The 13,116-nt window shown below is 62.0% G+C and carries 11 protein-coding genes; 6 read left to right on the forward strand and 5 right to left on the reverse strand.

What is annotated here, in order from left to right; all coding sequences use genetic code 11:
* Nucleotides 1–140 precede the first annotated feature (140 nt).
* From GM415_RS01775 to GM415_RS01800, 6 genes are all read left to right on the forward strand, one after another.
* Complete coding sequence (locus tag GM415_RS01775; RefSeq protein WP_158946127.1) at nt 141–1,304, forward strand: M20 family metallopeptidase; 1,164 nt, start codon at nt 141–143, stop codon at nt 1,302–1,304.
* A 105-nt stretch (nt 1,305–1,409) separates the two neighbouring features.
* Nucleotides 1,410–2,417: a phosphotransferase gene (locus GM415_RS01780; RefSeq protein WP_158946128.1), complete on the forward strand. Its 1,008-nt coding sequence runs from the start codon at nt 1,410–1,412 to the stop codon at nt 2,415–2,417.
* Complete coding sequence (locus GM415_RS01785; RefSeq protein ID WP_158946129.1) at nt 2,393–3,349, forward strand: ABC transporter ATP-binding protein; 957 nt, start codon at nt 2,393–2,395, stop codon at nt 3,347–3,349. Before GM415_RS01780 ends, GM415_RS01785 begins: the two co-directional genes overlap by 25 nt.
* Nucleotides 3,346–4,563 carry an ABC transporter substrate-binding protein gene (locus GM415_RS01790; RefSeq protein WP_158946130.1) on the forward strand — a complete coding sequence of 406 codons (1,218 nt, stop codon included), beginning with the start codon at nt 3,346–3,348 and terminating at the stop codon, nt 4,561–4,563. Before GM415_RS01785 ends, GM415_RS01790 begins: the two co-directional genes overlap by 4 nt.
* Nucleotides 4,550–5,440 carry an ABC transporter permease gene (locus tag GM415_RS01795; protein WP_158946131.1) on the forward strand — a complete coding sequence of 297 codons (891 nt, stop codon included), beginning with the start codon at nt 4,550–4,552 and terminating at the stop codon, nt 5,438–5,440. The genes GM415_RS01790 and GM415_RS01795 overlap by 14 nt, the downstream gene beginning before the upstream one ends.
* Nucleotides 5,437–6,222, forward strand: coding sequence for an ABC transporter permease (locus GM415_RS01800; protein ID WP_158946132.1), 786 nt, complete (start codon nt 5,437–5,439; stop codon nt 6,220–6,222). The genes GM415_RS01795 and GM415_RS01800 overlap by 4 nt, the downstream gene beginning before the upstream one ends.
* A 15-nt stretch (nt 6,223–6,237) precedes the next feature.
* On the opposite strand, the gene GM415_RS01805 is transcribed toward GM415_RS01800, so the two are convergent.
* The 5 genes from GM415_RS01805 to GM415_RS01825 form a co-directional block, all read right to left on the reverse strand.
* Nucleotides 6,238–6,897: a Crp/Fnr family transcriptional regulator gene (locus GM415_RS01805; RefSeq protein WP_158946133.1), complete on the reverse strand. Its 660-nt coding sequence runs from the start codon at nt 6,895–6,897 to the stop codon at nt 6,238–6,240.
* Nucleotides 6,898–7,443: 546 nt separating this feature from the next.
* The gene (locus tag GM415_RS01810; RefSeq protein ID WP_158946134.1) at nt 7,444–8,577 is read right to left on the reverse strand and encodes a calcium-binding protein; all 1,134 of its coding nucleotides are present in this window, start codon (nt 8,575–8,577) and stop codon (nt 7,444–7,446) included.
* Between the two features lie 383 nt (nt 8,578–8,960).
* The gene (locus tag GM415_RS01815) at nt 8,961–10,382 is read right to left on the reverse strand and encodes a carbon starvation CstA family protein (RefSeq protein ID WP_158946135.1); all 1,422 of its coding nucleotides are present in this window, start codon (nt 10,380–10,382) and stop codon (nt 8,961–8,963) included.
* Between the two features lie 136 nt (nt 10,383–10,518).
* Nucleotides 10,519–12,219 carry a LytS/YhcK type 5TM receptor domain-containing protein gene (locus GM415_RS01820; RefSeq protein ID WP_199244323.1) on the reverse strand — a complete coding sequence of 567 codons (1,701 nt, stop codon included), beginning with the start codon at nt 12,217–12,219 and terminating at the stop codon, nt 10,519–10,521.
* Nucleotides 12,220–12,230: 11 nt separating this feature from the next.
* Nucleotides 12,231–13,010 (reverse strand): LytR/AlgR family response regulator transcription factor, encoded by a 780-nt coding sequence (locus GM415_RS01825; protein ID WP_158946136.1) that lies wholly within the window; start codon nt 13,008–13,010, stop codon nt 12,231–12,233.
* Nucleotides 13,011–13,116 lie beyond the last annotated feature (106 nt).

Genomic DNA, 13,116 nt, shown 5'->3' on the forward strand with positions numbered 1-13,116 from the left:
ACTCCCCCCCCTTTCGGACTCTCCCATTTATTTGCCGCCACTTCGCAAAGGAAGCTGGCAAAAAAACTCCACGCCTGCTAGTAGGGTGCCCGTTAAGGGATGAATGAGAGAAACAGACCCCTAACAACCGAGGATTCGGAATGACGGATACAATAGCGGCGATGGATAAATATTTGCGGAAGCACGAGTCCGACATGATCTACCTGCTGGAGCGACTCGTGAACATCAACAGCCACTCGGCCAACGTCGAGGGCGTGAACCTCGTGGCCGCGGTGCTGGAGGCGACCCTGCGCGGCATGGGCTTCGCGGTACGCCGCCTGGCCAACCGGTACACCGGGGACAACCTGGTGGCGGAGAACATGGCCCGGCGGCAGCGAGGCGGCGGCCCGCTCCTAGTCGGACACATGGACACGGTCTTTCCGCCCGAGATGGGCTTCGACCGCATGCGGCGCGAAGGCAACCGGATCATCGGCCCTGGCGTCTCGGACATGAAGGGCGGGCTGGTGGTCGCCATCTTCGCGGCGAGGGCACTGGCCGCAGCCGGACGCAACGACCTGCCCATAGGCTTTTTCTTCAACGCCGATGAGGAGATAGGCTCACCCCACTCACGCGGCCCCATCGCGGACGAGGCCAAGAAGAGCAAGTTCTGCATGGTCATGGAGAGCTCCGGCAAGGGCGGTGAAGTGATCACAGGGCGCAAGGGCCGGATCATCTTCGACCTGACCGTCGCGGGCAAGCCCTCCCACGCCGGACACAGCCCCTATCCCAAGCCGAGCGCCATCGTCGAAATGGCGCACAAAATCCAGGGCCTGGAGGCGCTCAACGCGCCAGAAGAGGGAATCTCGCTCAACATCGGCCTCGTCGAGGGCGGCGTTGGTCCCAACACCGTGGCTGCCCGCTGCACCGCCAGGTGCGAGACCCGGTTCGTGGACGCGCAGCAGGGCGAGACGGTCTGGAAGGCCATTCAGGAACTCTGCGCAAAGCCCGTGCTGGACGGCACCTCCGCGTCCCTGGACATCCACATGGACCGGCCGCCCATGGTCGCCAACGACAGCATTCTCGGCCTCTACGAGCTGATCAGCGACGCCGCAGGAGAGATCGGCATGGAAGTTTCCTCCGTATCCCTTGGTGGCGGCTCGGACGCCAACATCGTGGCCCGCGAGAACGTCCCGGTGGTGGATGGCATGGGCCCGGCGGGCGATCTCTTCCACACCCCGGAGGAATTCCTGGAGACAGACTCCCTGGTCCCGCAGGCCCTGCTGACCGCAGCGGCCATGCTCAAAGGGGCCGAACGCTATTCATAACCCCCGAGAGCGGCCCCGGAGACTTGCTCCGGGGCCGCTCCTGGGTCAAGAAAATCCCCCAAGAACATTGCCTTCCGCCCCTGGTTCTTGCTATCAGGCTCCATTATGGAAACAATTCAGGCGATCTATGATTTTCTCCAGACCCGAACCTGGCTCCAGGTGAATGATCCGGAAGAGCAGATCGTCTTTCTGGCTGCCGGAGAATACAACGAAAACTACCTGATCACCGTGGAGGAAATATACGGGACCGCCCGCCATGTTTTCCGCATCAACCACGGCAGCCAGTTGGGCCTGGCCAACCAGATCGAATACGAATTCGCCGTGCTCCGCGCTCTGGCCCGCTCCGGGGTAACCCCGCGCCCGTACTACTGCGAACCCGACCCCGGCTTCGATGAACTGGGCAACGGCGTCCTGCTCATGGAATACCTGCCGGGCCGCCCCCTTGACTATGCGAAGGACTGGCGCGAGGCAGCGTCCATCTTCGCCGCCGTCCACGCACAACCCGTGGACGATAGACTCATTCCCCAGCCCGACCCGGTGCGGGACATCGCCCGCGAGTGCGAGGGGCTGATCGGCCGCTACCCGGACCACCCCATGACGGAGGCCAGGGACAGGCTGCTACGCTACCGCGAGCGGGTTCTGGAGACGGCCGACGAATTTCAGACGCTGACCGCCGACGACAAGCCGGTCATGGCAAATACCGAAGTCAACTCGCACAATTTCCTGATCGACGACGAGACCGGACGAGGCTGGCTGGTGGACTGGGAGAAGTGCGTGGTCACCAGCCGGTTCCAGGACCTGGGACATTTCCTGGTGCCCACCACAACCCTCTGGAAAACGGATTTCGAGTTCGGCCGGGAGGGCAGGCGAGATTTCGTGGCCGCCTATCTCGAGCTCTGCCGAGCAAAGGCAGGAAGCGGCATGGACCTGGAGACCGCCCTGCGCTGCACCGAGATCATGGAGCGGACCATCCTGCTGCGCGCCATTTCCTGGTGCTACATGGCCCACTACGAGTACACGCAGGACGGACGCGCCCTCAGGAACGAGGACACCTTCGCCCGCATCGAACAATACCTGGACCGGATGGCATGGTTCTTCGAGTCGAAAACGTAAGCAAGGCCTATGACGGCCGCCCGGTGCTCCGCGACGTTTCCTTTTCCGTCTCAAAGGGAAGCGTCACCTCGCTCATCGGGCCGTCAGGGGTGGGCAAGACCACCCTGCTCAAGATCATCGCCGGGCTGGAAACGCCCGACGCCGGGACCCTGTCCTTTGCCGAGCCGCCGAGCCGGGAGCATCCGGCCATCCTGGTATTCCAGGACTACCTGCTCTTCCCCAATCTCACTGTCTTCGAAAACGTGGCCTTCGGGCTACGCGCCCGCAAGGTCGCCAGAAAGGAGATCGAGCGGCGGGTCATGGAACTGCTGGACCACTTCCAGCTCGCGGACAAGCGGCGGGAGTATCCGGCCACCCTGTCCGCAGGGCAGCGCCAGCGGGTGGCCATCGCCCGGGCCATGGTCGTGAACCCGACCCTGCTCCTGCTGGACGAGCCCTTCGCCAACCTGGACCGCAACCTCAAGCTGCACACCGCCGAATTCATTCGGGACACCCAGAAGACCTTCGGGGTGACCACCATCGCCGTGACCCATGACCAGGAAGAGGCCTTTCTCATGTCCGACACCGTGGGAGTCATGCTGGACGGCTCCCTGGCCCAGTTCGCCCCGGCCAGGGAAGTCTTTCTCGATCCGGCAGGCCTGGAGGTGGCGCGCTTCCTGGGACCGGTCAACATCCTGCCCGAGGGGCTGGCCCGCCGCCTGGGCGTGGCGCGGAAGGACGGGACATGGTATGTACGCCCCGAGCATTTGCTCCTGACGCCGCGCCCTGACGGCATGGGCGTGGTCACCGAAGCGGTCTTCGCCGGGCACCTCGTGCGCTACACCGTGGACGCGGACGGGACCGAGCTAACAATTTTTTCCAACGACACAACCGTCCGGATCGGCGAACGCGTCGGCCTGGCCGTCAACAAACCCGAGGAGAACCGACCATGAAGCTGATGACCAACCTTTTCCTTCTCGTCTTTCTGCTGACAGCCTGTGCCGGGGAACCGCCCAAGGAAGACGGCAAGGCCCTGCTCTCCGAAGATTGGCAGACCATTGAGACCGCAGCCAAGGGGAGCACGGTCCGTTTCTACATGTACGGCGGCTTCGCCCATGTGAACAACTGGATCGACACTTTCGTGGCGAAAGAGGTGAAGGACCGCTTCGGCATCACTCTGGTCCGCGTGCCCATGGATGCCGGGGTTTTCGTCAACAAGCTGCTCACGGAAAAGAGCGCCGGGAAGAAAGTCGGCTCCATAGACCTGCTCTGGATCAACGGAGAAAATTTCAAGACGACCAAGGAGGCGGACACCCTGTTCGGCCCCTTTGCAGACAAGCTGCCCAACTATGTAAAATACGTGGACAAGGGGCTCGCCGCCAACGACTTCGGCTACCCGGTCGAGGGCTACGAGGCCCCCTATGGCAAGGCGCAGTTCGTCTTTGAATTCGATCCGGCAAAGACCCCGGACCATCCGGCGAGCTTCGAAGCGTTGACCGACTGGGTCAAGGCCCACCCCGGCCAGTTCACCTACCCCCAACCCCCGGACTTCACCGGCTCGGCCTTCATCCGCCAGGCCTTCTACGCCGTCACCGGCGGCGCGGACCAGTACCTGCACGGCTGGAGCCAGGACCTGTTCGACGAGCAGGCTCCCAAGCTCTGGGCGTACCTGAATGGACTCAAGCCCTACCTCTGGCAGCAGGGGCGCTCCTATCCCAAGGGGTCCGCCGAGATGGACACCCTGTTCGAGCGGGGCGAACTGGCCGTGAACATGTCTTACCACCCGCTGCACGCCCAATCCAAAATCCTCGACGGCTCCTACGCCAAGACAGTCCGCACCTTCGTCCTTGCCGAAGGAGCCATTTTCAACCTCCACTTCACCGCCATTCCGGCCAACGCGCCTAACAAGGCCGGAGCCATGGTGGTGGCCAATTTCCTGCTCTCCCCCGAGGCGCAGCTCTCCAAGTTCAATCCGGCCAACTGGGGCGACTTCCCGGCCATTGAGACGCAAACCCTGACCACGGACGAGCAGGCCGCGTTCCGACAGGTGGACCTGGGCGAGGCCACCCTGCCCCTGAGCGAACTCGGCAAGGCGGCGGTCCCCGAAATCCCTGCAGAATACCTCGAAGCGCTGGAAAAGGGGTGGGAGGAGCATGTGCTCAGGTAGCCCCGCGCCGGAAGCCCGGCCCGGCAGGACGCTGCTCAAGCTCGCGCCCCTGCTATTGCCCTTTGCCGTGCTTTTTCTGGGGGGACTGGCCATGACCGTGGCCCAGTCCCTCGGCTTCCTGCTCCCGGTTCCTGTTGATGGCGGTCCGTTCGCGGCCTACGCCGCGCTGGCAAACCCACACATACTGGCCTCGGCAATGCTCTCGCTCTGGGTGGCCGGGGCATCGGCGGGGCTCTCTATCTGTCTCGGCGCGGTTCTAGCCTATCTCATCTGGCGGTTGCCCGCCCGGCTGGAGCGCCTGGCCGTGGTCTACAAAGTGCCGCTCATCCTGCCGCACATCGGCGTGGCCTTCATCGTCCTTGTCTTCTGGAGCCAGTCCGGAGTTGCGGCCTCTCTGGCCCATCAACTCGGACTTATCAGCGCTCCCGGCCAATTCCCCTCGCTCATCCACGGCAGCCTCGGTGCGGGAATGATCCTGGCCTATGTCTACAAGGAAACGCCCTTTGTCGTCATCCTTGCCCTGGCCCTACTCAAAAGAATGGACCCCAGGCTGATCCAGACCGCACTCATGCTCGGCGCGACCCCGGCGGCCGCCTTCCGCCGCGTGGCCCTGCCGCACATGCGCCCTGCCCTGAGCACGGCCTTCATCATCCTCTTTCTGTACGGCTTCGGCGCCTTCGATATCCCGTTCCTGCTCGGCGACAGCTCGCCGGGCATGCTCTCCATCGAGGCATTCAACCTCTATTTCCGGCGCGACCTGGTCAATCGGCCCACGGCCATGGCCATCCTGGTCTGCATGTTCCTCTTTTCGGTAGGGTTCATAGTGCTCTACACCCGGCTGGCCGCCAGGCTGAACCAACGGGAGCGCAAGCTGTGAGCCCCCGCACCATATTCGCGCTTATAGCCGCATGCGCTGTCCTGCCGCTGACGGTCCTGGCGCTCTACGCCGTGGCGCCGGGCTGGCGATACCCGGACCTGCTGCCTGCGGAGTACGACCTGCGGGCGATCCGCTTCCTGGCCTCACAGGCCGACCCCGTGGCCGGACACCTGCTCGCTTCACTGGGCTATTCGCTGCTCACCGCCGCGCTGACCCTCGTGCTCTGCGTCGCCCCGGCCCACCACTTCGCGCGGCGCCGGTTCCGGGGCAAGGCCGTACTCGAAGGCCTGCTCCTGGCTCCGGCCCTGGTCCCTGCCATGACCTTTTCCATGGGGGTGCATTTTCTGTTCATCAAGGCGGGGTTGGCCGACACCTTTACCGGCGTGGTTCTGGTCCTGACCGTGTTCAGCTATCCGTACATGCTGCGCGCGCTCACGGCAGGCTACCAGGCGTTCGGCGAGGAATACGAACTCTGCGCCAAGAACCTCGGCGCAGGCCCGGTCAGGCGGCTGCTCAAGGTCGATCTGCCCCTACTGCTGCCCTCGGCCATCGCGGGCGGCTCGGTGGTCTTCCTGGTGGCCTTCTCCGAATATTTCCTGGTCTTCCTCATCGGAGGCGGGGCCGTGCGGTCCTTTACGGGCTACCTCTTTCCCTACCTCGCCTCGTCCGACCGCAGCACGGGATCACTGATGACGCTGGTCTTTCTCGCCGTGCCTGTCTCCCTGTTCTTCCTCATCGAACTGCTGGTGGGCAGGGCCTATCGCAAACGGGGTATGTACTGAACCAGGACACACGGCTCAGTACGACTCGAGCGTTTCCAGATCAGTCAGGGTCACGGCGTTGCCCTCCATGTCGATGACGTCGTCCTCGCGCATCTTCTTGAGGGCGCGGGAGAGGGCCTCGGGGGTCACGCCGATGATCTTGGACAACTCGCGGTAGGATATGTCCATCTCCACCCTGCCATCCTTCTGGCGGCTCAGAAAATAGGCGGCCACCCGCGAGGGAACCTGCTTGAGGGACAAGGAATCGATCATGTCCATGGCCTCCTTCAGGCGGCGCGACATGACCTTGAGCATGGAGAGCAGAATGGTCGGATCTTCATGGGTCATCCGCTCAAAGTGGGAAGGGCTGATGACCAGCACCTTGCTCGGTCGCAGGGCCTGCATGTTTGCTGGCAGCCTGCCGTCGGAGAACACCGAGCAGAGACAGAACGGCTCGCCCGGCCCGAACACGAAGATGGTCTGCTCCTTGCCGTCCTCGGAGATCTTGAAAAGCTTGACCCGGCCGTCCAATAAAACGTGCATGCCCTGGCCCGACTTCTCCTCGCTGTAGAACACGGCGTTTTTCGGGATCTCGTTGACCAGCGAATTGTCGATGAGCATCTCCAGTTGGGCCTCCCCCAGTTTGGAGAAAACGGGGAATGCACTGATTATCTCACGTATTTCATATCGTTCCATGCTATCCTTCCAATGCCATTACCCTGCCCGTTGACCTGGATCAATGCACTGGTCGGAGGGGCGGGATAACCTGATTATCTTATGTCATTCCAAACTCATCATCCAGGGGGAGCCATGACTTCCGCCATCGTTAATTGCCCGTATTGCATGGCTGCTCAGCATATCTATGCGACGGACGACCAAAAACTATTTTACGTCTATTGCCCCGCTTGTAACAGCTGGTTCGTAGCTGAGCCCATGGACGACCTGGTACGAACCTACAGGCACAGGGAGGCTCCGTTGCTGCCCAGAACAGACTTCAGGCAGACGGGGCGATGCATCGAACGCCCCGCCGCAGGGGCCGGCCGGGAGGACGGCCGCAATACGGATGATCGCCTCCCAAAGAGGAACTGCGTACAAAGGATATGCTCGAAACAGCGGTAGGTCCACCCTTCAACAGGTAAAGAGACCGTGGCCAGACCAGACAGCCTTTGCTTGGGCTGTCGCAAAAAAGACAAGCCCCGACAGATCTGCCGGGGCTTGAAAATGTTGTCTCGAGCAGTCGGGTTAGGCCAAGGCCTGGGAGTGATCGATCATGTACTGGATCAGGTCGTCGGGCGAAGCGTCGATACCGGCGATGTGGGCGGAGTAATCAGCGGCATCCACACCTGCCAGATGAATGGTCGAAGTGTCGCCGGTGCTGCCCGTGGCCGTAAATTCGTAGTCGCCGGCAGCAGTTTTAGTCACGCCGGTGATATCCAGATCGCCACGCAGATCAATGATGTCGATACCGATGTCGTAATCTTTCACTTCGATATAGCTGCCGCTACCCAAGGCGTTTTCCTGCACGATGAGTGTGTCCTCGCCTGAACCGAAAGTGACGTAATCATGCCCAGTGCTGGCGTAGAGGATGTCGTTGCCTGCACCGCCGTCGAGTTGGTCGTCTCCAGCCCCCCCCCAAAGGAGGTCCGAGCCGTCGCCGGCTATAAGCATGTCATTGTTTTCGGTACCTACCAGGATGTCGTTGCCCCCCCTGGCCGACAGGCTTTGAAATCCATCGGCACCCACAATCGTGTCATCTCCCTCGGACCCGACAATAATGCCGTAGGGACCGATTTTGAAGACGCCATCCGAGGTTTCATACCCTTCGAAGGTAACCATCTCGTACGGCGCGGAGGGTTCGGGATTACCCCCGGAAACTGGCGTGGCACCTGTAGAGAAAAGCAGATGATCAGGCGAATCCTGATGAGCCCCCCCATCAAATCCTCCGCCACCGAAACCGGCATGCTCATCTCCACCGGAAAGGGCACCGAAATCTCCGCCCGCACCGACAAAATGGCCCGCCTGGTCCGAGTATTCTCCCGCGCCGCTTCCGAAAGAGGAACCGCTGGCAGCAGTGGCCATCTCGAACTGACCACCGTGCAGCAAATCCAGGAACACGTCTCCAGCTATGACATTGCCTTCAGCAAATAGAATCTCCGGTGCGTCGGAACCGACAACGGATGCCGCATAGTCATGAAGAATCGTAGCTCCGCTGTCTTGCGAAGTGATTACCAGATCGCCACCATTCATGGTAAAAGTCATGATTGCGGGGTCAAAGTCGAAGACCAGCGTCGCGTCCGCCGGGATATCTACCAACTGGGCATCCCCTGCCTGGACCGTTATTCTGACTTCTCGATTGGATTCTGTGTTATTCTGCATGGCAACTCCACTTTTTCAACCACTCATGCAAGGGCCATTCCATTCCATCTATCCACAATTTAACTATTTCTACAACCCGCAAAAAAACAAAGCAACCAGATAAAAAACCAAACTTTATTATTTTTCACAGCATCCAAAACCATATAAACGATTAGAGTTTTATCGGCTATGGAACCCGTAAGATCAAATGCAAATGCATACCTCACCGACACCTTGTCGACTTTTTTTACACATACTTTCCGAAAAACCCGGACAATCGCTTCAACAACAGTACAGACCGGGAGGGATTTAAGCCCAGCAGCCGCAGTCGTCACAGATAAAAGGCCCGCTCCCAATGGGAGCGGGCCTTGCAGCGTTAATGGTATCCGTTGCCGACCGTACGGTTAGGCGGACTCTACTGCGGGCTTGCCGGAACGGGCGTACTTGAACATGAACGCACCGAACACGGCCAGTGCGCCGATGATGCCTGCGACTACGGCGACGTCGTAGGACAGACCGAATCCGATCTTGGCATTGCAGATGAAGGTCACGCAGACAGCCGTCATGAAGGTCGCCGGTATGGAAGCGATCCAATGCAGCTTGTCGCGCTGGGCCAGGTAGGCGGCGGCGGTCCAGAGTACCATTGCGCTGAGACATTGGTTGGAGAAACCGAAGTAACGCCAGATGGTGGAGAAGTTCTGGGTGGAGATGACGTAGCCCATAACGAACAGAGGCACGGCGATCATCAGACGCTTGAAGCCGGCATCCTGCTTGACCTTGAAGGTCTCGGCCACGATCAGGCGGGTGGAGCGGAACGCGGTGTCGCCGCTGGTGATGGGCAGGACGATGACGGCCGCGATAGCCAAGGCGCCGCCAACGGAGCCCAGCAGGGAGCGGGAAACCTCAGCGACCACGGCGGAGGGGGAGCCTGCGGCGATGACTGCGGACATGGCCTCCGGGGAGTCGTAGAAGGACAGGCCCACGGCGCACCAGATCAGGCCGATGATGCCCTCGATGATCATGGCCCCGTAGAAGACGGAGCGGCCCTGGCGTTCATCGGTCATGCAGCGGGCCATGAGTGGCGACTGGGTGGAGTGGAAGCCGGAGATGGCGCCGCAGGACAGCGTGATGAAAAGCAGCGGCCAGATGGGCTTGTCGCCGGGATGGACGTTGGTCATGAAGTCGAGGTTGGGCAGGATCGGATGGCCGCTGAAGAGCAGGGCCACGACCAAAGCCACGGTCATGGTCAGCAGCAGCGCGCCGAGCAGGGGATAGATGCGGCCGATGATCTTGTCGATGGGCAGGATGGTGGCCAGGAAGTAGTAGCCGAAGATGGCGGCCACCAGAATACCGGTGTTGATGCCGGTCAGGCCGTTGAGCAGCTTGGCCGGGCTGAGCACGAAGACCACGCCCACGAGCATGAGCAGAACGAAGGAGAAGAGGCGCATGATCTGGCGGGCGGACATGCCGAGGTGCTCGCCCACGACCTCGGGAATGGACGCGCCGTTGTTGCGCACGGAAAGCATGCCGCTGAAGTAGTCATGCACGGCACCGCCGAAGATGCAGCCGATGACGATCCAGAGCATGGCAGCCGGACCATAGAGGGCTCCCAGGATGGGGCCGAAGATGGGGCCGATGCCCGCGATGTCCAAAACCTGGATGAAGATCAGTTTCCATTTGGGCATGGGCATGTAGTCGATGCCGTCCTGCATGGCGATGGCGGGGGTGACGCGGTTGGCGTCAGGGGCGAAGACGCGGTCCACGAACTTCCCGTAGATGAAATAGCCTGCGATAAGCAGGGCGATGCAACCGAAAAAGAATAGCATTATCTTAAACCTCCAAAAGATAGTTGGCCGCTGGGCGGCGTGCTTTCTTATAGGAGGTCTTTTTCGGATGATTCTACGGTTTCCGTCCGAAACGCCCCTTTCCGGGACTGAATGAACGGATCCGGCGACTGAAGGATCAGCTCCTGTCCGGCACCCGAAGCACTATGGAGGTGCCCTCGCCCGGTGCGCTTTCCACGGAGGGGCTGTATTGCGAGCCGTAAATGTGCTCAAGGCGGCTCAGGCAGTTGTGCAACCCGATGCCGCCGGTGCCGGAATCGGCATACTCACGCGAGAGCACCCGGTCCAAAGTCTCGGCGTCCATGCCCACGCCGTCGTCGGCCACAGTGACCTTCAAATGCCCGTTCTCGCGCCCGGCGCTGAGCCGGACCGAGCCGCCCTGCTTGCGCCCCAGGACGCCGTGGCGGATGGCGTTCTCCACCAGCGGCTGGATGACAAGCGGCGGGATGGGCCAGGCTTCACAGCCCTCCTCAATCTCCATCTCCACGGCGATTCGGTCGCCGAAGCGGGCCTGCTCGATGGCCAGGTAGGAGCGGACCTGCTCCAGCTCATCGCCCAGGGGTATAAACCCACGGCTCAGGTCGAGGTTGCGGCGCATGTACAGAGAGAGGTCCATGAGCAGCTCCCTGGCCCGCTCCGAGTTGGTGCGGCAGAAGGAGGTGATGGTGTTCAGGGAGTTGAACAGGAAGTGGGGGTTGATCTGGGCGTGCAGGCGGCGGATCTCGGCGTGGGCCAGCATCTGCTCCTTGATCTGGATCTCCTCCAGCTCCACCTGGGTGGAGAAGAGATTGGCCAGCCCGCGCGCCACTTCGTAGAGCGTCGCGTTGAGCGGCCGCGTGCGGCTGCCGTAGAATTTGAGGGTGCCCACGATCTCGTCGTTCTTCTTCAACGGGACGATGATGGCCGAGGTCATGGGGCAGTCCGGGTGGTTGCAGCCGATGGCGTCCGAGCTGTGCATGAACGTGGACTCGCCAGTCCGGATCACCTCTCGGGTGGCGTTGGTGCGGATGGCCCGCCCGGCCAGGTGGTGATCGTCGCCCGCGCCCACGTGGGCCAGCACGTCGCGCGTGTCGGTGATGGCCACGGCGGCAACCCCCACGCGGCTGTAGATGATCTCGGCGGTGGCCGCAGCGGTCTCCAGGCTCAACCCCAAGCGCAGGTAGCTCACCGCCATGTTGGCGATGTCGAGGATGATCTGCGCGTGCAGGGACTCGCGCCGCTCGCGGTCGCGGGAGAAGAGGTTGATCACCTCCACGAACAAAGCCGCGCCAAAGGCGTTAACCAGGAGCATGGGCGGAGCGATGAGCTTGACCAGGGCCACGGCGTCCGGAAAGGGCCGGGACATGAGCAGGACCAGCCCCATATGCAGGGACTCGCCCACCAGGGCCAGCCCGGCGGCTATGCGCCAGTTCAGGGCCTTGTCCCCGAGGCGCATGCACAACAGCCCGGCGGCCAGTCCCTCGACGGCCGTGGCGATGCCGCACGGCCAGGCGCTGAACCCGGCAAGGTCGGTGACGATACGGTGCACCCCCGCGATGAGTCCGGCTCCGATGCCCACCACCGGACCGCCGAACAGGCCGCCGGAGATGACCACCATGGCCCGCAGGTTGGCCACTGAGTCGAACACCGCGTTACCGGTGTAGGTGCCGAGGATGCCGAACAGGCCGAACAGGATCGTGATCAGCATGGTCCGGGACCGGGAGTCCTCGCTGGTGAAATGCATGCGCTGCACCGGCATGATGGTCATCACCAGGAAGATGACGCCCACCATGAGGCCGAACCGCTCGGCGAGGGTCAGAATGATTTCGTAGGTATTCACGTGCGGCCCGCCTACAGTTCCATGACGGCCTTGAAGTCCCGCACGCGGGCCTTGCTGACCGTGATCTCGGTTTCCTGCACGTCGTTCATGGTCAGCACATACTTGCCGTTGAACCACGGGGCATAGGTGCGCACCAGAGCCAGGTTGACCAGTTGGGATCGGTTGGCGCGGAAAAAGGGATACTGCACGAGCCGCTCCTCCAGCCGTTCCAGGGTGAGATCGGCGGCGCAGGGATAGGCGTCGTCCCTCGTTCCCGCATAGATTCGGCGGTTCCGGCAGTCGAAATAGACGATCTCGCGCGGGTTGAGCAGGATATTACGGCCCGAATGCTCCACGCTGATGCGGGTAATGCCCGGCTTGATGCCCACGTCGGCCAGCAGCTTACGCAGCACCTCGCCGGAGTCCTCTGCCACGCTGGGCTTGAGCAGCTTGCGAGCACGCTCCAGGCTGGCGGCCAGCCGCCGCTTGTCCACGGGCTTGAGGATGTAGTCCACCGCGTTCTCCTCGAAGGCACGGATGGCATACTCGTCAAAGGCGGTGACGAAGATGACCAGGGGCCGGGGGTCCATGGTCATGACTTCCTTGAGGACGTGGAAACCGTTCCGCCCCGGCATCTGGATGTCCAGAAACACGAGGTCCGGCCGGTGGGCGAATACGGCGTCCACGGCGTCGGCCGCGTTGTCCGCCGCGCCCACGATCTCGATGTCCGGGTGGGACGACAGCAGGTAGCTCAGTTCATCCCGAGCGGGAAGCTCGTCGTCCACCAGTATGGTGCGAATGGTGTTGCTCATGATGTTCTCTCTAAGGGGGGTCATGCCCAGTTAAAGCATCAGAGCGCGGTTGGCAAGGCGGAGCAGCGGCCAGGGCCAGGAGGACGGGCCCGGCCGCTGAACTCAC

Source organism: Pseudodesulfovibrio cashew (assembly GCF_009762795.1).
In the GTDB taxonomy this organism is placed as follows: domain Bacteria; phylum Desulfobacterota; class Desulfovibrionia; order Desulfovibrionales; family Desulfovibrionaceae; genus Pseudodesulfovibrio; species Pseudodesulfovibrio cashew.

What these genes read in the sequence shown, in the direction of transcription:
- GM415_RS01775 (WP_158946127.1), top strand. Translation starts at nt 141, where the DNA reads ATGACGGATACAATAGCGGCGATGGATAAATATTTGCGGAAGCACGAG.
- GM415_RS01780 (WP_158946128.1), top strand. Translation starts at nt 1,410, where the DNA reads ATGGAAACAATTCAGGCGATCTATGATTTTCTCCAGACCCGAACCTGG.
- GM415_RS01785 (WP_158946129.1), top strand. Translation starts at nt 2,393, where the DNA reads ATGGTTCTTCGAGTCGAAAACGTAAGCAAGGCCTATGACGGCCGCCCG.
- GM415_RS01790 (WP_158946130.1), top strand. Translation starts at nt 3,346, where the DNA reads ATGAAGCTGATGACCAACCTTTTCCTTCTCGTCTTTCTGCTGACAGCC.
- GM415_RS01795 (WP_158946131.1), top strand. Translation starts at nt 4,550, where the DNA reads ATGTGCTCAGGTAGCCCCGCGCCGGAAGCCCGGCCCGGCAGGACGCTG.
- GM415_RS01805 (WP_158946133.1), bottom strand. Translation starts at nt 6,897, where the DNA reads ATGGAACGATATGAAATACGTGAGATAATCAGTGCATTCCCCGTTTTC.
- GM415_RS01810 (WP_158946134.1), bottom strand. Translation starts at nt 8,577, where the DNA reads ATGCAGAATAACACAGAATCCAATCGAGAAGTCAGAATAACGGTCCAG.
- GM415_RS01815 (WP_158946135.1), bottom strand. Translation starts at nt 10,382, where the DNA reads ATGCTATTCTTTTTCGGTTGCATCGCCCTGCTTATCGCAGGCTATTTC.
- GM415_RS01825 (WP_158946136.1), bottom strand. Translation starts at nt 13,010, where the DNA reads ATGAGCAACACCATTCGCACCATACTGGTGGACGACGAGCTTCCCGCT.